The sequence below is a fragment of the Mucilaginibacter sp. P4_D1 genome (genome assembly GCF_056401935.1).
This window is the reverse complement of the sequence record NZ_JBFUIJ010000005.1, coordinates 104,515-128,361: the sequence shown is the minus strand read 5'-3', so window position 1 is coordinate 128,361 and position 23,847 is coordinate 104,515. Positions and strand designations below refer to the sequence as shown.

15 protein-coding genes are annotated in these 23,847 nt (G+C 42.5%); 9 read left to right on the top strand and 6 right to left on the bottom strand.

Annotated elements, in window-relative coordinates; genetic code table 11:
• Positions 1 to 111 precede the first annotated feature (111 nt).
• A complete protein-coding gene (locus tag AC1DV1_RS07280; RefSeq protein ID WP_477357048.1) occupies positions 112 to 837 on the top strand; it encodes a DUF4262 domain-containing protein in 726 nt (241 codons plus the stop codon).
• Between the two features lie 398 nt (positions 838 to 1,235).
• Here the strand turns inward: AC1DV1_RS07280 and AC1DV1_RS07275 are convergent, their stop codons facing one another.
• Positions 1,236 to 2,162 (bottom strand): alpha/beta fold hydrolase, encoded by a 927-nt coding sequence (locus AC1DV1_RS07275; protein WP_477357046.1) that lies wholly within the window; start codon positions 2,160 to 2,162, stop codon positions 1,236 to 1,238.
• Between the two features lie 82 nt (positions 2,163 to 2,244).
• Here AC1DV1_RS07275 and AC1DV1_RS07270 point away from each other — a divergent pair, with 82 nt between their 5' ends.
• The 6 genes from AC1DV1_RS07270 to AC1DV1_RS07245 all read left to right on the top strand — a co-directional run bounded on the left by AC1DV1_RS07270 (position 2,245) and on the right by AC1DV1_RS07245 (position 5,759).
• The gene (locus AC1DV1_RS07270) at positions 2,245 to 3,027 is read left to right on the top strand and encodes a Rossmann-like and DUF2520 domain-containing protein (protein WP_477357044.1); all 783 of its coding nucleotides are present in this window, start codon (positions 2,245 to 2,247) and stop codon (positions 3,025 to 3,027) included.
• Between the two features lie 19 nt (positions 3,028 to 3,046).
• Positions 3,047 to 3,379, top strand: a complete 333-nt coding sequence (locus AC1DV1_RS07265; protein ID WP_090648362.1) for a 2Fe-2S iron-sulfur cluster-binding protein — start codon at positions 3,047 to 3,049, stop codon at positions 3,377 to 3,379.
• A 126-nt stretch (positions 3,380 to 3,505) separates the two neighbouring features.
• Complete coding sequence (gene iscX / locus AC1DV1_RS07260) at positions 3,506 to 3,748, top strand: Fe-S cluster assembly protein IscX (RefSeq protein WP_477357041.1); 243 nt, start codon at positions 3,506 to 3,508, stop codon at positions 3,746 to 3,748.
• Positions 3,749 to 3,847: 99 nt separating this feature from the next.
• On the top strand, positions 3,848 to 4,369 hold the full coding sequence (locus AC1DV1_RS07255; protein WP_147052511.1) for a KdsC family phosphatase: 522 nt from the start codon (positions 3,848 to 3,850) through the stop codon (positions 4,367 to 4,369).
• A gap of 98 nt (positions 4,370 to 4,467) precedes the next feature.
• On the top strand, positions 4,468 to 5,037 hold the full coding sequence (locus AC1DV1_RS07250) for a Maf family protein (RefSeq protein WP_477357040.1): 570 nt from the start codon (positions 4,468 to 4,470) through the stop codon (positions 5,035 to 5,037).
• A 62-nt stretch (positions 5,038 to 5,099) separates the two neighbouring features.
• Positions 5,100 to 5,759 carry a DUF4136 domain-containing protein gene (locus AC1DV1_RS07245; RefSeq protein WP_477357038.1) on the top strand — a complete coding sequence of 220 codons (660 nt, stop codon included), beginning with the start codon at positions 5,100 to 5,102 and terminating at the stop codon, positions 5,757 to 5,759.
• 51 nt (positions 5,760 to 5,810) lie between these two features.
• Here the strand turns inward: AC1DV1_RS07245 and AC1DV1_RS07240 are convergent, their stop codons facing one another.
• The 4 genes from AC1DV1_RS07240 to AC1DV1_RS07225 form a co-directional block, all read right to left on the bottom strand.
• Positions 5,811 to 6,032: a hypothetical protein gene (locus AC1DV1_RS07240; protein ID WP_477357036.1), complete on the bottom strand. Its 222-nt coding sequence runs from the start codon at positions 6,030 to 6,032 to the stop codon at positions 5,811 to 5,813.
• Positions 6,033 to 6,046: 14 nt separating this feature from the next.
• The gene (locus tag AC1DV1_RS07235; RefSeq protein ID WP_477357034.1) at positions 6,047 to 12,094 is read right to left on the bottom strand and encodes a LamG-like jellyroll fold domain-containing protein; all 6,048 of its coding nucleotides are present in this window, start codon (positions 12,092 to 12,094) and stop codon (positions 6,047 to 6,049) included.
• 726 nt (positions 12,095 to 12,820) lie between these two features.
• Positions 12,821 to 16,243: a T9SS type A sorting domain-containing protein gene (locus tag AC1DV1_RS07230; RefSeq protein WP_477357032.1), complete on the bottom strand. Its 3,423-nt coding sequence runs from the start codon at positions 16,241 to 16,243 to the stop codon at positions 12,821 to 12,823.
• A 538-nt stretch (positions 16,244 to 16,781) separates the two neighbouring features.
• Positions 16,782 to 19,913: a T9SS type A sorting domain-containing protein gene (locus tag AC1DV1_RS07225; RefSeq protein WP_477357030.1), complete on the bottom strand. Its 3,132-nt coding sequence runs from the start codon at positions 19,911 to 19,913 to the stop codon at positions 16,782 to 16,784.
• Between the two features lie 49 nt (positions 19,914 to 19,962).
• Between AC1DV1_RS07225 and AC1DV1_RS07220 the strand changes: the two genes are divergently transcribed.
• On the top strand, positions 19,963 to 20,559 hold the full coding sequence (locus AC1DV1_RS07220) for a hypothetical protein (protein ID WP_477357029.1): 597 nt from the start codon (positions 19,963 to 19,965) through the stop codon (positions 20,557 to 20,559).
• A gap of 385 nt (positions 20,560 to 20,944) precedes the next feature.
• On the opposite strand, the gene AC1DV1_RS07215 is transcribed toward AC1DV1_RS07220, so the two are convergent.
• Positions 20,945 to 21,736 carry a PhzF family phenazine biosynthesis protein gene (locus AC1DV1_RS07215; RefSeq protein WP_477357027.1) on the bottom strand — a complete coding sequence of 264 codons (792 nt, stop codon included), beginning with the start codon at positions 21,734 to 21,736 and terminating at the stop codon, positions 20,945 to 20,947.
• Between the two features lie 557 nt (positions 21,737 to 22,293).
• Here AC1DV1_RS07215 and AC1DV1_RS07210 point away from each other — a divergent pair.
• The gene (locus AC1DV1_RS07210; RefSeq protein WP_477357025.1) at positions 22,294 to 23,811 is read left to right on the top strand and encodes an ATP-binding protein; all 1,518 of its coding nucleotides are present in this window, start codon (positions 22,294 to 22,296) and stop codon (positions 23,809 to 23,811) included.
• Positions 23,812 to 23,847 lie beyond the last annotated feature (36 nt).

The window sequence follows — 23,847 nt, the reverse complement described above, 5'->3', positions numbered from 1 at the left end:
TTCGTTCGACATCAAGTTTGCGGCGGACCTGAGATTCGATATTAACTTAGCTGAAATAGGAAAACGTTATCTTTATCGTAAAATGCAACCCGTATCATTGTCGTCAATAAAATGAATAAACAACAATTTTTAGATTTAATCCGGTCGAATATCCAGGATCACGAATTTCATGTCACTATAGTAAATAGCGCTATACAGCCCCGTTTTGCTTATACCATTGGATTAACCAGGTTGCTTGGCTTTGAATTGATATTTGCCGGGGGGATTATTTTTCTGAAAAATGATTTGTGGCTAATTTTCGATACCATAGTCGGCCAGTTGAAAAAGCACAGGAATCTGCTTAATCGAAAAGTAGCAGTTGATAATTTAGGAAGTTTTTCATTTGCCCCGGTTGATCCATCATGGAGTAAAATAATGATGTTGGGCGTTTATGATTATTACAAAACTGATGCTATAAACGCTTTTCAAATTATACCGGATGCTGAACACCATACGCTTGATATCCCCCACATGTCGGACAAATGGGGCGGTCCATCGGACCCGGTTTGGCGATGGTTAGATGACGTTTGGACGTACGCTGTTCCCGAAAATTCAACGGTTGCTACCAATATCGCTGTAATGATGGGAGAGCCAATTACGGAAGTGACGCGCTGGGAGGAGAATGAGTGGGAAATGTTTGCAGGCGAGGGGACTGAAGTGGAAAAGGATGATATGCGGGTAGTATCATTAGGAACAATCTTTGGCATTGATAAAACACTTATCTCTGCTATTGACCTGCCTATTGGCAAGGGTTTATGGAGACTGGATGGTGATGCTGAATGGAACAACTGGGGATAGCTGTACCTATATGAAAAACATGATAACTATGATATGGAAACCATGGGCCCAATGGACCTTAATCATAATTGCATTTTTGTTGTTTTCTATATGGGGAAGAATTTATCGGCACAACGCAGATCGGGAGTTACAATATGCCGATGAGGTAAACAGTAAGGTAATCCAAATTAGCGCGGCGAGGGGGACAACAGTAATAACCGTAGAATATATTTACCGAGGTGATAAAATTAAAAATGACTTTGAAGCGGGGGCGGATACCTTCAAAGTAGGCGATGCGGTACTCATCAAAGTTTCAAAAAGGTATCCGGGAAAACACATTAGTTTTTTACGCAAAATAAAAAGTCAATAAGCGCGCGGCCCGGGCCGCATGCAACACCCAAAGTGTTAAAGACGTAAGATCATCCCTCTTTTAAAAACGAGACAATTTTTGGGTTTACCAAATCGGGTTTTTCTAAAAAAGGCAAATGCGCCGCATCTGTTACCGGGAAAAAGTTCACTTTCAAAATGCTGCGTATGGTATCGCTGTAAACGAATGGTACGGTTTTATCATCTTTGCCCCATATGAGCAATACAGGTTTATTGGCTCCGTTAAGGCAAACGTAGCTTTGACGGCCTTGTTTTTCATAATCGTAGAGAGTTGAAACCAGGGCATTCCTGAAACCCTTGTATTGCATTTGTGGCAGGTACAGGTTTTTCCATCCGGGATGCTGTTTAGGGTACTTGAAGTCGGTAATCTGTCCGGCTGCCCGCTCGTCGGAGTTTACGGCTTCGTTATACATGGCCAAATATTTAGGCGCTTTTGGCCTCTGTTGTTCGTATACCGGGTCAATAAGTATAACTTTGTTCACTATATCAGGATGCTGGCAGGTAAAGTCGGTTACAATTTTACCGCCGAATGATACACCTGCAAGGTTTACTTTGCCGGCCTGTAACTTTAGCTGGCTTATCAGTTCCAGCAGTTGATTGGTGTAAAGTTCTTTATTATAAGTAACCTCGGGCCTGTCAGAATAGCCCCTGCCGTAGGTGTCATATCGTAATACTTTATAGCCTTTGCTAATAAGATATTCATAAGTGCCATCCCATATATAATATGGTACGCTGAAGCCGTGCACAAGCACAATAACTTCGCCATTTTCGGGGCCTTTTAGTTCGTAATGAGTAACGCCCTGGCTTAATTTGATAAAGCTGCCGGCAATATTTTTACGGTCGGTATTGGTAAGTATTTTTTTCTCTTTATTATTATATTTATAAAAACCAAATAGTATTAAAGTAGCCGCGCCGACCAGGAATATTATAATTATTATGCTCGCTTTGAGTATTTTCATGAGGTATTAGGATGATGATTACTAAAATACACAAATATTTAATCGGTAGTTAATCTATTTTTACATTAAATGTAAAATTTATATGCGCTTAACATTTATCGGATCGGGCAACGTTGCAACCCACATGGCAGCGGCATTTAAAAATGCGGGGCACCGCATTGTGCAGGTTTACAGCCCTAATATGCACAACGCGGCCTTGTTGGCTTACCATGTTGGCGCTGCCGCCACAAACCTGCTTACGGAAATCAGTTCCGAAACCGATATTTTTATTATTTCGGTAAAGGATGACGCTATTGCCCAAATTGCTGAAGCATTGGCCGTACATCAAAAATTAATAGTACATACATCAGGCTCAACCAGCCTCGATGTTTTATTGGACTATACTAACAATGCAGGTGTGCTTTATCCCCTGCAAACATTTAGCAAAACGCGCGAAGTTGAATTTTTAACTGTCCCCTTGTGTATTGAAGCCGCAAATGATAGTATATATACTGATATTAAGCAACTTGCAGCCACTGTTAGCAACAGCATTTATAGCATTAACTCGGCCGGGCGTAAAATATTGCACCTGGCAGCGGTATTTGCCTGTAATTTTCCCAATTATCTGTACGGTGTGGCTCAGCAACTGCTTGCCGGTCATGAAATTGACTTTAATTTGCTGAGACCCTTGATTTTAGAGACGGCCCAAAAGGTACAACAGCAACTGCCGGCTAATGTACAAACCGGGCCCGCGGTACGTAATGACCAAACTACTATGGCCGCGCACTTGCAAATGCTTGATGGACAACCGCATTTGCAGGCAATGTACACGTTATTAAGTCAGGGTATTATCAAAAACAACAATGGTGGGCATGAGGATAAGTAATTTTGTTACTTTTGCCTAAATGAATATTTTTAAAGTAAAGATAAACTTCGAGGAGAAGGGGCACGACACCGTTGAGCTGCCAATAGCCGAGGGAGAATCTGTTTTGGACGTATGCCTGGAGAACGGCATTGAATTACAGCACAATTGCGGCGGCGTTTGCGGATGCAGCACCTGCCATGTTTACGTAAACAAAGGGATGGATAACATCCAGGAAATATCTGACAAGGAAGAGGATTTTATTGACAGGGCTGTAAACCCGCGTATAACATCGCGCCTGGGCTGCCAGTGTGTAATCATCGATGGCGATATAGAAGTTACCATTCCTGATCAGTCGGCATTTATGGGGCACTAAGCGCCATGCAGGTTGGTGAGGTTTTACGTATCACGTTTTACGTTTTACGTGAATTGCGCACACTGATAATTAACACGAGATTAAAAAACGTATAACGTACCACGTAAAACGTACAACATATAAAAAATGAGCGATAATAAATTTGCCTTACCCATTAACTGGAACGATTACGAAGATATTGCCATGGAGCTTTACGAAAAATTTGGCGATGATTTTGGCGAATCGAAAATATACCGTATCCGCTTTACCGAGTTGCTGGAGTGGGTATTAAGCCTGCCTAATTTTGCCGGTAAACGGGAAGAATCAAATGAAGGCCACCTGGAGCAAATTCAATCAGCCTGGGTATACGAATGGCGGGATAACCAATAGTTGGTTTGCAGTTAACGGTTGGCAGTTTTCATTTTTGGCAGTGCAATCAACCCTAAATCGGTGTAATCACCCTAATAATCGGTGAAATCATAAAACAATATGGAGTCGTTCCTGAATAAATTAAAAGATATAACCACGTTTATTTTTGATGTGGATGGTGTGCTTACCGATGGCTCTGTTTTTGTGACGGACAGTGGCGAGCAAAGCCGTGCCTTTAATATTAAGGATGGGTATGCTTTACAGCTTGCTGTAAAATGCGGGTATAATGTTTGTGCCATATCGGGTAGCCGTTCAAAAAGCGCTATTTATCGTTTAAACAGCCTGGGCATCAATGATGTTTATATGGGTACGCATACCAAATCTCAACGTTTTAAAATTTACCTGGAGGAGAAAGCCATTATAGCTACCAACGTATTATACATGGGCGACGATATCCCAGATTTGGAAGTAATGAAACTTGCCGGCCTGCCCGTTTGCCCGGCCGATGCGGTTGAAGAAATAAAAGCTGTAAGCGCATACGTTTCGCCTTATGGCGGCGGTAAAGGCTGTGCCCGCGATATTATTGAAAAAGTACTTAAAGTTCAGGACAGGTGGATGAGCGAAGAGGCGTATAGCTGGTAAGTTATGTCAAAAGTCAAAATTAAAAAGTCAAAAAACTCTATCCTTTGTCTACAAGTCTTTGATAAACAAGCTTATAATCTGTAAATCTATCATCCAAAATGAATATTCCAAAAATTATTCTTGCATCAAAATCGCCGCGCAGGCAGGAGCTTTTGCGTTTGATGGATATGGAATTTGAGGTGGTGCTGAAGGATGTGGATGAAAGTTACCCCGAGGGCTTAACGCCACAGGAGGTTGCTGTTTACATAGCCCGTAAAAAAGCCGAAGCCTTTGACGAAACGGTGGGTGACGAGGTGGTACTGACCGCTGATACCATTGTTTGTGTTGATGGGTTAATATTAGGTAAGCCCGAAACTCCGGCACATGCTGTGGAGATGCTGCAAATGCTGTCGGGCAAAGTTCACCAGGTGGTTACAGGAGTTTGCCTGTTATACAAACACCAATACAATGTGTTTTTTGATGTATCTGAAGTGTTTTTCCGGAAGCTTACTTTGGATGAAATAAGCAGTTATGTTGCCCAATATAACCCGCTTGATAAAGCCGGCTCATACGGCATACAGGAACGGATTGGGCTTATCGGTATCGAAAAGATAAGTGGCTCCTACACCAATGTGGTTGGTTTACCTACCGAGAAATTGTACGCCCAGTTAGTTAGTTTAAATAAATAATATTTAAATTAAACCTTTCGTTTCTGCATTGTCTAACAATAAATATAAGGGAGCATTTTGTCATGAAAACAATTATTAACACAGGACTGGTACTGTTGCTGGTATCTGCCCTGTCTGCTTGCAGCAGTTACAATTATTACACCGCAGCAAAAAACAAAACCAATCTTACTGCCTACCGTACTTTTGCCTGGTTGCCGCCCGATGCGCAGCCAAATAAGGCAGGTGGCGTTGTAAAAAAGGAAATTGCCGACGAGAAGGTTAAAGAAACTACCATCGGGGCATTAACAGCCAAAGGGCTAAAACTACAGGAAACCGATCCGGATTTGCTGGTAAGCTATTCAACCGTAACAGGTAGGGGCGTAAAAAATGAATTTTACCCTGCTTATTATGGTACGCTTTACTCTGGCTGGGGCTGGGGTGGTTTTGGCTGGGGATACCGTCCGTTTTACGGATACGGCGGCTTTGGCTACGGCTGGGGATATCCTTATTACGGTGGCGGCGGTGTTGTAGCCCGCGTGCCGTACAAAGAGGGTACTTTAATCATCGATATCATCGACCGCAATACCAGGCAACTGGTGTGGCGTGGCTTTGGCGTTGGCGAATTACATAATCCCAAAACTACTTTGAAGGAATTACCAAAGGTGGTTAGCGGTATTTTACAGCAACTTAACCTTAATTATACCGGCCATGCACCGGTTGTTTTAGACACTAAAAAAGCTTAATCCAAAATTTATTTCACCTGCAAGCAATAAATTTAAAAATCCCTTTGGGCTTTAAGCCCGGAGGGATTTTTGTTTACGACGTAAATGCATAACAGTAAACAGCCCGGTTGCAATAACCAAAGCAACTACCCAGCTATCCAACGGGCAGGCTGAGTTAAATGGGTCGGCATCATTACATGGCAATTCGCCCTGGGCATTGCTAATAAGGGGTATTGTTAATAAAAGTAGGGCAGTTACCGTTTTGGTATTCAGCCTGTAGGCACCAATCTTCATCTGTTTTAATTATATCATTTTTTCATGAACTTGGCTTTTCCTAATGAGCTGCCACTTTTATCTTTGAGTTCAACTACGTAAACGCCAGGTTTAAATTGCGAAACATTTTCGCTAAAAGTGCTGCTATCGGTCGTTTTTTGCAATACCATCATACCTGTAACATCATATATGGTTAACTTATACGTTGATGCCGTTGTGTTTGTTTTTCCGTAGGTAACGTTAACATTAATCTTTTCTACAGTAGGGTTGGGGTACAAACTAAACAGGCTTGCATTACCGCTATTGTCGTAATAAACGTTAACCGGTGCCGAGTAGGTGATATTGCCAAACAGGTCTACCTGTTTTAAACGATATACATTATTACCGGTGTTTGGTGTTTTATCGGTGTACTTATAAATGGTGCCGCCATCACTTTGGATTTGATAAACCGGCGAAAAGTCGGTTCCGTTGCTTTGTTGTTTTTCCAGCATGAAGGAGTAGTTTGCGCCTTCGTTGTATGTTCTCCAGGTTACCAGTACGCCATCTGTAGCTTTTTGAGCAGTAAATGTTGCTAATTGGTACCTGGCACCCGGCAGTTGCTGAATGGAAAGCTCGAAGCGGTTGGCGCCAAAAGTATTGGTATCGCTTTTTAACACATTAAAAGCGTATGATTTGTAGCGGCCAATATCCGTAGAGTCCTTTTTAAAGTGATCAAGCAACGTTATTTTATAGTTATTGGTATCGATATTGCGGATGCCTTCCATTCTTAAAGTATACATGCCATTGGCTTTTCCATCTGCATACAACTTAATTTTTAGGCCTTTCCGATAGTCGGGGAAGTGCTTCACGGCCGATCGGATCCCATCTGCCGATAAACTGGACATGTACACCTGTGGCCCGGCCCCGTCAAGATCCCGTGCATCGCCATCCTGGAAGTTTGCACCCCAGTTTTGGCCAAAATAAATGCCGCAATAATCATAGGTAAGGCTGTCCTTTTCCATTTTCATGTACAAGCCGGTAAGGCTGTCTCGCTGCATGCCGGCGGGGGTAAGGGCATTAAAGCTTAGGCCAGTATTTACGCTGCCATTGTTTGCTAAAATAGGTTTCTGCGGCTCGGCCATAATAAGGGAGGTGCCTGTAAGCTGAACGGTAGGCGCTTTTTCCGATTCGCTAAAGGTTAGTACGCCGTTGTTGCCGGCCGAACTTTTAACATGCACCATAAAACCTTCGCCACTTAATGCGTAACCCTGGCCGCCGGTCCCGGTAGGTGCCGAGGTACCTGCAGCCGTGTACACAGTATAGGTTTGATTAGGACTATTTTTGGCCGATAGGATATAGATATTGTCTATCCCGGTAGCTGCTGAGGCGTTGTCGGCCAATACTTTACTTAAATCAATTGTTGATGCGTAAGGGTTACCCACCAGATTATAACCCGGCAACGCCACTGCTGAATTTGACAATTTGTTTGCGCCGCCGGCAGGGGTATACCATAAATTTACAGTAAAACCCTGCTGGTTCAGATAGCCTGTAGCGCTTATGGTTGCATCTGCCGGTGTTATGGAAGTGGTACCGCTTGTACGGCTGCTTGGGCCTACAAAGTACATGATAAAGCCATTGCCTATAGGAACCGCTTTTGTAGTTGTACCGTCGGTAAGGTCAATCACACTGTTACCTCCGGAGGTGTAAATATTACTAACGCCAACGTGCTTACCCGATGTAAAGGTTTTATTATCAATTTTAAGAGGCTCTTTGTACAAATAGATGGTTGGGTTGGCGTTTGAAATGGTAAAGCCATTGGTAGCACCATTTAATCCGGCAGTCATGGCGCCTGCATAGGTAATACTATTGTAAGTATGGCTGCCCATATAATTCATAGCAAAGGTATTGGTTGATGCTATGGTGGCGCTTGTTTGGTTAACAGGTGACGATAGTACGCGGTATCCTCTGTTCGATAAGGAATTACCCCCGGTTAAAAAACGTTCTACCGCAACCTGGCCGGTGATTTTACAGGCTACCGGAAGCACAGCGACTGCTGCCGATTGCGAGGCTGAGCTTTTCAATGTCAATAACCCGTTGCTGGCATTATCAATAGCCAGGTTACCCTGTGTCATTGTTAGCAAATTGTATACATCTACAGGCCCACTTTTTATTGTAACTGTGCCGGATGCTGTGTTATTTACCGTCATATTGCCCAGTATAGCGGTGTTGGTATTATTGGTGCCGGTGTAGGATTGTGCCGCCAGTGAGCCGTTCCAGTTAATGGCCGATGCCATGTTGCTTGCGTTAAGTATGCCTGTGCCGCCGGTGGTTGTATTATTGTAAATATTGCATCCCACACTTAAAATATGACCATTTAAATTAAGTGATGCACCATTGGCAATAGTAAGGCCGTAAATACCGACATCGGAAGTTAAAGCCGGGTAATTGCCGGTGCCAACAACCGGAACAACAAAAGATGTTTTGCTGTTAAATACTGGTGCCTGGCCTATGTCCCAATTGCCCGCAACGGTGGGGTCGGTACTGGTGGTGCCTGTCCATGTGTATACAAGGGCGCCAGTTAGCGCCGAGGCATTGGTTGGATAAGTAGAAACAGAACCACTGTAATTTGTAAAAGTTGTAGGATTTGATTGATTGTAATATTCTGCTTTTATCCAATCCGCCGATTTTGCAACGTTTGAGATGCGCACTTCATCCATATAGCCGTTATAAAAATTTGTTGTCCCGGTTGGAAGTAAATAGTCAACGCCCAAAGAAATTACGTTACCGGCTTCAGGGGCGTATCCGGTTGCTGTGGTAGCCGAAGCCGTTCCGTTTACAAAATTTATAAATTTGGTACCATCAAATTCACCTTGTATATACGTCCACGTTGCCGACGATACCGTACCTGTTTGCAAGAGGTTGCCTGGCACCGGGTTTGCTGTTGTTCGTGTTTCGGTTTCAATTTTGCCCGATTTAACGCTCATTTTGTAGCCATGCCCATAATTCAGTTCGTCAGATATGATCTTATTATCACTTGATGATGAGCCGTTATAATATACCCATGCCGACAATGTGAATTTGCCTGTGATATCTGGATTTGTGCCGGAGGTTTGAATAATTTTACTGCTTGTACCATTGAAACTATAACCACCACCAACAACCGGCATGCCAGCTGCTACATGGATCTCATCGTTGCTTACGGTTGTATTTGATTGGGTAAGCTTTCGGCCGTTGCTGGTTGCATCCAAAACGGTAGCCGTGGCAGATCCTTCGCTAAAATGGTAAACGGCAAGATAATCGCTTGACCATGTGGATGTGGCAAACGCCGCAGTATGCGTAGGGGTTGCCGATCCGAAATAAAAAGTAAGACTGGTATTTGTTGACGTTAATGAACTTATTTGTACCCAGGCCAGTAAAATGCCGTTAACCTGATCATAGGTATCAATCTGATAATTCAATTCGGTGGTGCTGCCTGCAAGGGTAAAAGCAAAATCGTAGTTTGTACCTGCCGCAAGACCGCCACCGTTTCCTGTTGGGTATTGCACCTTATCGCCGCAGGCATTACCTGTTTTAAGCGCGTCATCCTGTATATAAACCAGCGCCGGAAAGTTTGTAAGGGTTGATGATATGCCCCCGGTTATTGATGATGTGTTTAACACAATTGGCTTGCTGAAACCGTAGCCTGCCAGGGCGCCACTATAAACAACCGTTTGAGTTGATGTTGAGCTACAGCTGGCGGCATTGGTAACCGTTAATGTAATAGTTTTGGTACCGGTAGTACTCCAGGTAACCGAAAACGGCCCTTTTCCTGTTCCTGTTGCAGGTGTGCCGCCGCCAAAATCCCAGGTAAAGGTTGATGTTGCCGGATCGGTACCAGTATAGGTAACTGTAGATGTACCTGATCCATAAACCGGCGAAGTGGCCGTGAATGCCGACGATGCCCCCGTAAGGAGGGTTGGTGTAAATGTGGCTGTCGAACTACAGCCCCCCGGCCCGCCGGTTACAGTAACCGAGTAGGTACCGGCTATAGCGCTGCTAAATGTTGGGTTTTGCCCGGTAGTGGTAGCGCCTGAAGGATCTGTCCATGTATAGGTGGCACCGGTGATAGTTGGTGCATAAATAGTTAGCGGATTGCCGGTGCATACTGGGGCGTAGGTGCCAATTTGTAATACATCGTTTGATGCAGCTACCGTGGCTGCAGATAGTTCGGTGCTGTAAATGGAAACATCATCAATTTTACCACTAAAATATGCGCTTGTTGGCGACGATGGCCAGCCACCAAGATTATTGCCGCCTATTTCCCAGTAGGCGTTTGTTTGCGGTTCGGCCGATGTATAAGCCGCATTTGATGCCTGAAGTATGTTATCAACATACAGCTTCATGCCCGATGTTGATGATAATGTGGCAACAACATGGTGCCAGTAACCATCATTATACGCCGATGTGGTATTAACGGTGTTGGTTGCGCCAAAATAAACACCAAAATAAATCTGACCGGCGTTATTCATGTAAATATGCCTGTCGAAGCTTCCTGTGCCTGCCTGGTTTTGCGAAATACCAACCAACCGGCCACCTGACGTGGTTAAGGTATTAAACCAAACACTTATCGAGAAGGTTTGAGGGTTACCTGCCGGGGTAGTAGTTTCGATAAATTGGTTGGTGCCGTTAAAGCTGTAAGCACTGTTTGCCGCTCCATATCTGTCTGTGGTAAGGGTGGGAGCGTTTATTAATATGCCATCATTTTGATTACCTGAAACATCTTTTGTGTTTCCTGAAAACGAATAAGAAATTGTGGAGTTGGCGATGGGTGAAGAAACTTCCGGATAAATAGTTGCTGTGACTGCTGTGCGGGAGGTCTCGATACCGCCGGAAGTATATGAAACATAAAATGTTCTTGTAGCTGCAATAGTAGGAGTGTAGGTGGCAGATGTGGTGTTCTGTAAAGCTGCGCCGCCAGATGAAGTGGCATACCAGTTATAAGTTCCGCCTGATGGAAAACCGCCGGATGCAGTTAAAGTGACCGCACCTGCACCACAAGCCGAACCATTGGTAACAGAGGGCGCTCCTGAGTTTACGGTTATATTTACCACGGTACTGCCGCTGCCACCTGTATTGTAGGCAGTAATAGTATAGTTGGTTGAAGCTGATGTAGCAGTAGGGGTGCCGGTAATTTGGCCTGTTGTTGTACTGAAACTTAAACCTGCCGGCAATGTGGCGCTGATAGAATAGGTGGTAGCCAAAGATTCTTTTATCGTATTGGTACCATAGTCGGCCTCAAAGAGATTACCATTGGAATCGAATGCAGCTTGTCGGGGACTGTTTAAGCCAGTTGATAGTATGGTGGTAACAGTACCTGTGCTGCTAATGCGTTTGATAGCATTGTTGCCGTAATCGGCTACGTAAATATTGCCATAGGCATCTTCACTTAAATGTCGTGGAAGGTTAAAGCCGGTTGCAAATGTGGTTTTAGTGGTTGATCCGTTGGCAATTTTAATTATATTGTTTTGAGTGAGTTGCGAAACGTATGTGTTGCCGGATGCGTCGATAATTATTCCATATATTGATGAGAAGCCAGTTAAAAAAGTACTTGTTGCAGCTGTACCTGCCGCTATTTTAATAATGTTACCTGCCCCGCTGTTAGCCACGTATGCATTGTTTGATGCATCAAATGCAATTCCTAAAGGATTACTAAAGCCAGTTATTGTATTCAATAGTGTTCCGCTTGAACTATATTTTAAAACAACATTGTTTGTGTAGCAAGAAACGTATATATTTCCCGACCCATCTACCGCTACCTCTGAAGTTTGAAAGTAAGGCGTATTAATAAAAAGCGTATTTGTACCGGCGGAGTTATATTTATATACATAACCATTATTGTAATCTGTAGCAAAAACATTGTTTGAACCATCAATGAAGATGCTGTAAGCACTATTTAAACTTACGAATGTTGAAACAGCACCGTAATTAGCCGGGGATACCGCTCCGCCCGAAGTTGTGGGGGAAAGAGTTGTAATAGGAGTACCTACTGAATAAATATTTGTTGAAGGTGAATAAGTGATACCGGGCGCAGTTTGGGCCAGGAGCTGTATTGCTGGTACAAACATCAGGATTATTAAAAGAATGTATAAACGTTTCAACTTATCGGGTATAAAATAAACTTAGAACACCTGGTGGTTTTCCTTTAAAGAAACCTGTGTTTTTTTACGATAATGAAGGCGGTATTGTTTTGTGTTTCCTTAAAAAAATATCGGGAAAGTTGAATAATGTTTGCCCCGATTGTATTTTGTGTACTTGCGGACCTTTTTTGGATAGTAAGCTGTTTAAGACGGGTGTGAAACATAATTCTACCTGCCTGTTTTTAAAAAGAAATTTAACTTTCTTTTTAAAAACAACAGGAATATTGATTGCTTGCCACCCCGAAGGAAAACCGTCAGCGCAAGGATCGGCATCAAAGTTGGTGTATTTTTTTTTGGCCGGCAGGTTAATATGAAGGTGTTAACGCACTGGTACTGCGTTTTGGGGCAATAGGGAACCGGAAATATGATATCAAACTTCAGATAATAAAACCGAGGTTTGACGAAAAAACTTTAGGATTGAAATGCTTTTTGTTTGCGATGCAAATATACTGCAGCCGATAAACCAGCCGCAATTACAAGTGCCACTACCCAGGTATCAAGCGGGCATGCTGAATTAAAAGGATCGGCATCATTACAAGGCAACTCACCCTGCGCATGGCCTATTACGGGCGCCGTTATTAAAAGAAACGTAACTAATACACTATAAACGCACTTCAACCCAGTCTTGCAAATCTTCATCAATATATCTATTACTTATTTTTTTACAAATTTAGCTTTTCCCAACGAATTTCCGCCATTTTCTGTTAATTCAACAATATAAACACCTGGTTTAAAATGCGAAACGTTTTCAGACCAGCTACTGTTAGCCGATGTTCTTTGAGTCACCAATGTTCCTGCGGCATCATAAATGTTTAATTTATAGCTTCCGGTTGTCGCCGATGATGTTTTGCCGTATGTTACGTTTACATTGATCGTTTCGGCGGTGGGGTTGGGGTAAAGGGTAAACATATTAACATTGCCACTTTTATCATAGTAAATATTAACCAGGGCCGAGTAGGTGATGTTTCCAAATAAGTCGACCTGTTTTAAGCGGTAAATGTTATTGCCCGCGTTTGGTGTTTTATCAGTGTACTTATAAATTGTGCCGCCATTGCTCTGCAACTGATAAATTGGCGAATAGTTGGTGCCGTTTGCCTGCTGTTTTTCGAGACTGAAGGAGTAATTATTGCCTTCATTGTAAGCACGCCAGGTGAGTAAAACACCATCCGTAGCCTTTTGGGCATTAAAGCTTGCCAACTGATAAACGGATGCCGGCAATTGCCTGATAGATAACTTAAACCGGTTGGCGCCAAAAGTGTTGGTATCGCTTTTTAAGATGTTGAAAGCATAAGATTTATAGCGCCCAATATCCAACGAATCGTTCTTGAAATGGTCCAGTAGGGTTATTTTGTAATTGAGGGTATCAATGTTTTGGATGCCTTCTATTTTTAATTTATATAAACCATCAGTTTTGCTATCGGTATATAGCCTGATAAGCGCTCCTTTTTTATAATCGGGAAAATGTTTTACTGCCGAGCGTATACCATCTGACGAATAGCTCGACATATAAACTCTCGGGCCGGCGCCGTCAAGATCAAAGGCGTCACCATCATGGAATTTGGCATCCCATTGATCATTGAAATAGATCCCACAATAATCATAAGTTGTACTGTCTTTTTCCATCTTCATGAAAAGACCGGTTAACCCATCCTGTATAGATTGAATAGTTGTGTTGCCGCCGACCGGAATTAGTTGATTGAAACTTCTTCCGGTATTAATATTACTTATGGTAAGTATTGGCCGTTCGGGTGCCGATAAAATCGACGAACTTCCTGTGAGCTGAATAAGGGGCGCTTTTTCACTTTCTTTAAATGTAAGCGCGCCTGAAATGCCCGCAGATGACTTTGCATGTACCATAAACCCTTCGCCGCTTGCAGCATAACCGCGGCCGCCGGTGCCCAGCGGCGCCGAAGTACCCGAGGCGGTATAGGCAGTGTAAACCTGGTTTGGGCTATTTTTTGCCGATAATAGGTAAATGTTATCAATTCCGGTACTGCTGTTATTGTCGGATAAAACTGTTGCCAGGTTTATGGTACAGGGATAGGGGTTACCAACCATGTTATAGCCCGGGGATAATGATGCCGTATTGCCAAGCTTCCCTACTCCGCCGTTAGGGCTATACCATAAATTGACGGTAACATCCCCCTGGTTAATGTACCCCCCTGCTGTTAATGTAGTATTGGCAGGCGCGGTTGACGTTGATCCGTCGGTACGGCTGCTTGGCCCAACAAAATACATCAGGAACCCGTTGGCTACCGGTAGCGATTGCCCGAGCGAAGAACCTGTCTGTGTATTGGTAAGATCGATAGTGCTGGTTGTGCCTGTTGCACTCGTCGTATTGGTTGTTGTAATTTTTATTACCGCAACATTTTTGCCCGATGTGAAAAGTGAATTATTATTGTTCAGGTTTTCGCGATAAACGTAAATAGTTGGGTTGGTATTGGCGTAACTAAACCCGCTTGAGGTGCCGCCGGGCCCGGCGGTAAAAGCACCTGCGTAGGTAGCATTACGATACACGTGACTATTCAGATAATTTAGCCCCACTGTATTTGATGTACTTGAGGTTGCGCTGGTTTGGTTAACCGGAGAGGATAGCAAACGATACCCGCGATTGGATGATAATCCGCCGCCAGTTAAAAAACGTTCCACATTAAATAATCCTACGGCAGTGCAACCAGAATTGATAGCACCAAAAGCTGCCGATCCGTATTGGTCTGATTGTAATGTTAAAATGCCTGGGTTTGTATTGGTTACATTTTCGGTAACTCCACTCATGGTTATAACAGAAGTTGAACCAACATAAAAAATATTGGTATTTGCAATATTGGCAGATTGTCCGGTTAAAGTTATATTACACGCCGAATTTGATGTTCCGCAATAAAATGTACCTGAATTGGTTATAGCACTGGTAAAAGTGCCTATTGTGATAACAGATGCCGAATCTACTTTAAATATATTCGTATTATTGATAACATGCCCGTTATTGGTGGGGCCAAAGGTTATAGTGGTGCCGCTGCCATAAAAATTTCCTGAACCCGTATTTTGAATGTTACAGCTTTGCCCGCTCAGGGTGAACGTAGAGCCATGGTCTCTGAATGTGCCTGTGTTGCTAAAATATGAACTGCTTGTTGTTAAGCCAAATGTACATGCAGACTGTGTTGTAAATGTGCCGGAATTTTGAATATTGTTGCCATTGCCAAACGGGAAGCTGCAAGCGGTAGCTTTAAACGTTGCCGAGTTAGTAATATAAGTACCCGCACCTGCCATATTAAACGTACTACTAACCCCAGTGACGGTTGCCGAGCCAGAGTTTATTAAGCGGCAGTTAGTATTGTTTAACCTTATAGTTGATGAGTTTAACGTTAAGGTATTTGTATTTGTAAAAATAGACGGTGTTCCGGGAAAGTCAAATAAGGCATTGCTTGTTAAGGCTATTTTATTATTATTAGTTAAGTCGCTTGTGGTATAAAACGTGCCGCTTGTGCAATTGATAGTTCCATTATTTGTGGTAGCGGCGCTTGTTGAAAAAGAGGCGCTCGCCCCACTGATATTAAGCGTACCTGTTGAGCTTATGGTTGAAGAGGTTGTTGTTGTAAATGTTGCATTATTTAAATTAAGCGTGCCATCACAAACAAATGAGGGGGGATTGTTGAAGGATACCGCCGCCCCTGAAGCAAAATTTACCGTAGCGTTAACACCAACACCAAAACCTGCTGCATAACCAAAGGAAGGTGAGGTAGCTATGTTAACCGTACCAGGGCCGGTAAATGTAATCCCGATTAACGAAGCAACTGGCTGAGCGACCGTTAGGCTACTAATATTTACCGTAGGCGACCCTGACATTGTAATTGTTACCCCGTATGTGCCATAATTTTGTGTTTGAAGCGAGGAAATTGTAATACTGCTTGAAAGCGTAATATTTGCCAGCGACAATTGGATTTGCGCCACATCTGTTGTTCCGCTGCTTCCCGGATACCCGGTACTTGGAGACCAGTTTGAGTTTTGAGTCCAGCTGCCCGAGAGTCCGCCAACCCATGTATAAGTCGTTGCAGCTACATCCGTAATATTTAATGTCATTACGAAAAGCAGAAGACAAAAAAGGAATCTCGTTTTCAACTGGCTATTTAATTAAATAAGGTTTACAATAGTTACATTGGTAGGTTTTATCATGATAAAAATACCTAAACTTATTGTATTCAAAACGTTTACGGAAATAAAAAAAATAAAGTTTCCTTATAGTTTTTTTGCTCAGTTTTGTTTATCTGAAAAGAAAAAAAATAAACTGCAGCTACTGCCTTCATGTATTTATTTTAAGCGGTTTTGCAGTATACGAAAATATGCGGTGAAAATGTTTCTTGTTGTAACCAATGTAGCCGACTTAAACAAGCAATAATCTTCTTCGTTTAAGTCAATCTCTGTAAATAAGGCAGCTACAATCATTCCTACGATAACCGAAAGAGAAATGAGTATGCGGTGCAAAATAAAGCGAAAGTATTCGGGGTAATTGGCCCTTTGTTTTGGCTGAAGCAGTAATATTAGCAATAGTTAAATTGGCAATAAGTGAGGCATTGTCATTTGGATGTGCTACATTTTTTTATTAGAGCAGATGATTTTACTATTGCTTTAAAAATTTGGTCTTTCCTAACGAACTGCCCTTATTGTCTTTTAATTCTACAACATAAACACCTGCTTTAAATTCCGAAACGTTTTGACTGAACGAACTGTTATCGGCTGTTTTTTGGGTTACCAATGAACCTGTTGCATCATAAATATTTAATTTATAACTCCCGGTGGTGGCAGATGATGTTTTACCATAGGTTACATTTATATTAATTGCCTCTACGGTAGGATTAGGGTATAAGGTGAACATACTTGCATTGCCGTTGTTATCGTAGTAAATATTAACAAGTGCCGAGTAGGTGATGTTACCAAATAGATCTACCTGTTTTAGGCGGTAAATATTATTGCCTGTATTTGGTGTTTTGTCGGTGTATTTATAAATGGTGCCACCATTACTTTGTATTTGATATAAAGAGGTGTAACCGGTACCATTTGCCTGTTGTTTTTCAAGCGTATAAAAGTAATTAACTCCCTCGTTGTATGCCCGCCAGGTAAGCAGCACACCATCTGTTGCCTTTTGTGCCGTGAAACTTGCCAACTGATACCGGGCAGTACTTGGCAGTTGCTGAATAGATAGTTCAAACCTATTGGCGCCATAAGTGCCGGTATCGCTTTTTAAGATGTTAAAAGCGTAAGATTTATAGCGCCCGATATCTAACGAGTCTTTTTTAAAGTGGTCAAGCAGGGTTATTTTGTAGTTATTGGTATCAATATTACGTATTCCTTCAACTTTTAAGTTGTATAAGCCATCAGTCTTTCCGTTGGCATAAAGCTTAATGCTTACGCCTTTTCTATAATCAGGAAAGTGCTTTACAGATGCATTCATCCCATCTGATGAAAGGCTTGACACCAACGCACTTGAGGTGCTTGCATCCAGCTCCAACGCGTCTAAGTTTTCATTATAGGTGCTTTGCCAGTCGCTTCTGAAATATACGCCGCAATAATCGTATGTAGCGCTGTCTTTTTCAAGTTTTACATATAAACCAGTAAGCGGATTGCCTTGAGCATCTGACTCTTTAACCGAGGCCGTTTGGGGTCCAAATGCTGTGGCGGCACTTTTAAAAGATTTACCGGTGCCATCAATTGTTAACGCCTGGCCTTTTGGCAACGACATAAGTAGGTTGCTGCCGGTAAGCTGTTGTGTAGCAACTTTATCGGTCTCCTTAAATGTTAATGAGTTGCCCCCGCTTGTTGTACGTACCAGGAAACCTTCGCCACTTAAGGCGTAACCAATACCAGGTGCCGATGTGCCGTTTGCGGTGTAAGCATAATAGGCCTGACCAGGGCTATTGGTTCTGTTTAGTAAATAAGCGGTACTTATATTGGAGTTATGGCCCAGCACCGTGGCTATATTGATTGTGCTTGGATAAGGATTACCTACCATATTATAGCCGGCACCGCCGGTTAACGTACTTAACGAATAAGATAGCTGGCCTGTAGCTGCATTTGATGCCCCGTTTTTAGGGGTATACCATAATGCAACCGTAACATCGCCCTGGTTAATGTAACCTACATTGGTAATGTAACAATCCAGCGGGTTGCCTGTAGTGCCATTTGTACGACTATTGGGCCCAACATAATACATTAAATAACCATTGCCCACAGGCATGCTTACAGCTCCAACGCCATTTAATGTAACGGTGCTGGCACCAATAGCGGTAACCCCAACGTGCTTGCCCGAATTGAATGTTAAATTGCTTGATGCCCTGGTTTCGTTATAAAAATATATAATTGAGTTGTTATTGGGGTTAATATAACTAAAGCCTGTTCCGCCCGAAGGCCCTGCAGTAAACGCGCCGGGATAGCTTGAACTGGCAGATAAACTGCTGTAAACCGTATAGCTGTTTTTTAGCGTGTTTAATGTGATGTAATTGGTATAAGTAGTACTTGTGGAATAAGGACTTGTAATGTTTGTTGGCGATGAAAAAATTCTGTAGCCGCGGTTGGTTGCAAGATTGCCGCCGCTTACAAAACGTTGAACATTATATGTGCCTGCAATTGCCAGAGTACCCGAATCGTAGCCGGTAGATGATATCTGATCAAAAGCAGCAGACCCTGAGGCATCAGACATTAAAGTAAAAAACGAATAAGCATTGTTGGTGTTGGTTACCGTTGGCAGGTAACCGGCCGAAAGATCGATGATAGATGTTGAACCAAGATTGAAATATGCAGCTTGTGACGAGCTGCCGGTATTGGTAACAAAACAAGCCTGGGCGCTTAATGTAATTACACAGGAGGATCCGGAAGTACCGGCGTTAAAAACACCTGTATTGGTTAATCCATCCTGGTACGATGCCAGGTTGATATATGACGTAGAATCGGCGGTGAAGGTGCCACTGTTGGTCATATTCATAGAATTACTTCCGTTGGTGCCAAGGTTAAAAGTAGCTCCCCGGGCTTTCACAACCGCACTGGTACCAGAATTTTGAAAATAGGAGCCTGAGCCAAACAGGTTATAGGTCGATCCGTGGTCGTTATAAGTAGCTGTATTAGCGATATACGAGTTGGATGTACTCACATTGAATATACAGCCCGATTGCGTAGTTAGTGTGCCCGAGTTCTTTATGTAGTTACCATTGTTGAAATTAAAAGTACAACCGGTTGCATTCAATGTATATGAATTGTCGATATAGGAGCCAGATCCCGATATGTTGAACGTAGTGTTTTTAGCAGTTACCAACGCAGTGCCCGAATTGGTTAAATTTACGTTGTTGTTGTTTAAAGTTATGGTTGATGAACTTGCGATAATTGTACCTGTATTGGCTATGTTTTGGTTGCCGCCGGATAAACTTAGTGTGCTTGATGCTAAATTGAGGGTGCCCGTATTTATAAAAGAACTTGAAGTGCCTAGACTTAAAGCACAGCCGGAAAGTAAATACAGCGTTCCATTATTGGTAAATGGTTTTTGAGTACCCGAATAATCAATAGTTGTATTGGCTGCAAATGTAATTGTATTACCGGTTCCAATAGTTAAAGACGAATTAAACTTAAAAGTTGGGTCGCCGGTTAAGGTTGTTGTGCCTGTTCCATTCCAGGTTAATGCAAAAGGCTGGCCCACAAATAACGCGGCACCAATGGTGTTGCCGGTTGCATTAGTAGTAATTGTTGTCGAACTCGTCACTGTCATGCCTCCGCTAATTGCTAATTGGCCGCTTAGTGTGTATGTACCTGTGGCGATGGATAAACTTGTAGCAGAGATAGTTGATCCTGTAGTAGACGTAATTGTGCTGCTGCTTGTGGCTGTTAAGGCACCCGAAAGTGTAAGTGTCGATCCTAATGCAACAGTTGAGCCCGTAACCGACATGCCTGCGGCAGCTACAGCGGCCGTGGTAGTTAAAGTGCTTCCGCTTGATAAAGTGACGGCCCCGCTAACACTAACGGGCGTATTCGCCGTAAACGCGACGGCGTTTATAGCCAATGTACTGGTACCCGAAAGCGTGCCTGTACCTGCAAGTGTTGTATTGGTACTGATACTGATTGCACCGCTCACCGCAAGGCCAACACCATTTAACGTGAGTGTAGTGCCAAGGCCATTTATAGTTAACGTTTTGCAAGCACCGGCTGTAGTACTTATGGTAGGGTTATTTAAAACTCCAGAAAGTGTAATTACGACATCCTCCGAATTTGTTGGTACATGTGATAAAGACCAATTAGTTGAAGTATTCCAACTGGAAGAAACGCCAAGCCAACTATTTGTTGCCGCATTTGCTTTCTCAGCGTTTATCATTACTCCTAAAAATGCTATCCAAAAAAGTAATTTTGTTTTCAAATAAATATTAATAAAATAGGGGTATATAAAACAATGTTAGAGAAATATAATCGCCTAAAACTAATAAAAATTTCAACAATAGTACTATTTGAATATGAAATCGATAAAATAGATGCGTTTTATGAAAAAAAGTTTCAAAAATAGTGCTCCTAAAGGTGTGTTGATTTTCACTTAAGGAAAGTGATGTTTCTCCCGGTGAAAAACCAGTACTTTGGATTGGGTGGTCTAAGAAAACTGAATCGTATTAGTTATTAAGTTGTCCTTTAGGTTAAAATATGGCATTTTTGGCAATGCATCGGATAATTGGTGAATTGAAGTTCCAAATCGAGGATAAAACAAGTTGAAAAATATATAAGATGGCAGCGATATGCACTGTCGCTGCCTTAAAATTAATGACTAACGGAAATTGTGCCCCTTAAATAAGTTACAGCTTTGCCACTCATAAGTACGCGGTCGCCTTTAAGTTCGCACCAAAGTTCGCCGCGGCGGGTCGAGATCTGGTAAGCGTGCAATGTGTTTTTACCTAACTTTTTTGCCCAGTAGGGGATCAGGTTACAATGTGCCGATCCCGTAACCGGGTCTTCGGGGATGCCCGCACCGGGGGCGAAGAAGCGCGATACAAAATCGCTGTTATCGCCTGGAGCTGTAACTATAACGCCCACAGTATCCATTTTTGACAAGGCGAAAAAATCAGGCATAATGTCTTTAATATCCTGTTCGCTCTCATAAACCAGGAAGTAATCCCTTGACCGGAAAAAGGCCAGCGGTTGTTTTTCGCCTAACGCCTCGGCCAACCCGTTTGGTGGTTCAATAGGTATGGGCGGCCTTGACGGAAAATCCATCGTGTACTTATCGCCAGCGCGTTTAATATGCAAAGTGCCTGCTTTTACGGTTTCAAAATGTATTTCGTCGCCCTCAAAGCCCAACTCGGTAAACAATATATGAGCGGCTGCCAGGGTGGCGTGGCCGCAAAGGTCAATCTCGTATTCGGGGGTAAACCAGCGCAGTTTGTAGCCACTATCAGTTTTTACAAAAAAGGCAGTTTCTGCCAAATTGTTTTCAATGGCTATCTTTTGCATGGTAGCATCTGGCAGCCATTCGGCAAGCGGGCAAATAGCCGCAGGGTTGCCGCCAAATAATTTATCAGTAAAGGCGTCAGCCTGGTATATGGGGATAGTCATAACAAATGTTTCGGTGTAGCTAATATAGTGATGAGAATCAAGAATAAAGTCTGATTAATCAATAAAAAGCTTATTAATTTGGAGTTACACTAAACTGCCAATAATATCCCGCCTTGAATCGTAATTTACTAACTCTCCGCTTGCTTTATAATTAGGGCCAAGCAAAAAGTTAATTATTAAACAATTCAATGTGTCCATTTGGCTCTTTGTATGAATAAATTGTTTTTATTCAGAAAAAAATCGCTTACTTAACCTATCTTTTTAGTGCTTTATCACGTAAAACCACCTTTTTAATTAATTATTTATTTTAAATKGAAAAGCTGAAGCGAATTATTGGTTATGGCGATCCAGCTTTATCGCTCGAGAATAAACTTTTTAATGCCATAGCCTTATTCATTTGCCTTAATAATGTTATATCGGTTAGTGTCAATGTCTTTTTAGGGTTCAGTTGGGGGCTGATACTGGCCAATCTTTTTGTACTAAGTTTTTCTGCTTTTGCTTATTACCGTAGCCGTTTTGTACGCTACAGCGAAAAAACGGCTTACATTTATATTGGTTTGGGTATTGCAGCCATGTTCCCTGGTTGGTTTTACAACGGTGGCATCAGCGGGTCAACAACCCAAATAGGCATCTTTTTAATTGTATTGATAACCTTATTAGTAAAGCAACGTTACCATTATATTTTCATCGCTTTGTTATGTGCAGTTTTTGTTACCTGTTATCAGTTAGAAAAAATGCATCCCGAATGGGTAACAGGGGCAGGCAGCAAAGCATCTGCCGAATTTGACCTGGTTGCATCTGCCGTAATTAATATAGTACTGGTAGGCTTACTTATAGGTTTCATCAAAAAAAGTCACGAAAGCGATAAACGGGACTTAATTAAAAAAAGCGAGGAACTGCAACAGTCACAAGTTGAACTCCGGTCGTCAAAAGAAGAGGCCGAAGCCGCTACATTTGCTAAATCGAACTTTTTGGCCAATATGAGCCATGAAATACGCACACCGTTAAATGGCATCATCGGGGCTTCGCAGTTGTTATCCAGGTCTGCCCTTACGCCAGAGCAGCATGAACTTTTGCAAACCTTGCAATCAAGCGGGCACATCCTCATCAATATCATCAGCGATATATTGGATATCTCAAAAATCGAGGCTGATAAACTAACCATTACCCCGGTTGCCACCAACATCAGGCATTGCGTTAAAACTATCATTGATATTAGCCAGCCAGGTATCACCAATTTGCGTAAACCCATTAACCTGAGTTATCATGTTGATGATAATGTATCGCAATTTGTAAAGGTTGATGAGGGGCGCCTGCAGCAAATTTTAGTAAACCTGATAGGCAACGCCATTAAATTTACCGATGAAGGCGCGGTTACTGTAACAGTTAAAGGGGCCGAGATAAAAGATAGCATACAGGATATCAGTTTCCACGTAAAGGACGATGGTATAGGCATTAGCCAGGAATCATTAACCCAATTATTTAAGCCATTTACGCAGGTAAATACTACCGCCCTGCGTAAGTACGGCGGTACCGGTCTTGGCCTATCCATCTGTAAAAAGCTGGTGGAGCTGATGGGGGGCAAAATATGGGCCATCAGTAAAGAAGCCAAAGGATCGGTGTTTATTTTTAATTTGCCCCTGCAAATTACCAGCGGCGATTTGCCCGCCGAAACGAAAACGGATAATAAAGAGACTTTTAGGTACCGCCCGCTTAAAATACTTTTGGCCGAGGATAATAAGATGAACCAGTTGATAGCCAGCAAAATTTTTAAAAAGGTTGGCTATAGCATCGACATTGCCGAAAACGGCGTTGAAGCCATCCTGATGAGCGACAAGCAGCATTACGACCTAATATTTATGGATGTACAGATGCCCGAAATGGATGGGCTGCAAGCCACCCGTACCATTATTAAAAAGCAGGGTAAAAACGCGCCGCCTATTATAGCCATGACCGCCAATGTTTTAAGCGAAGACGAAAACGAATGTGCCACAGCCGGTATGAAGGATTTTGTAAGTAAACCCTTTACCTTTGAGCGGTTGGAGAACGTAATACAGAAATGGACTAAGGTTTGATAGTCCCAAATTAAAAAATCAGTAAATAATACCATT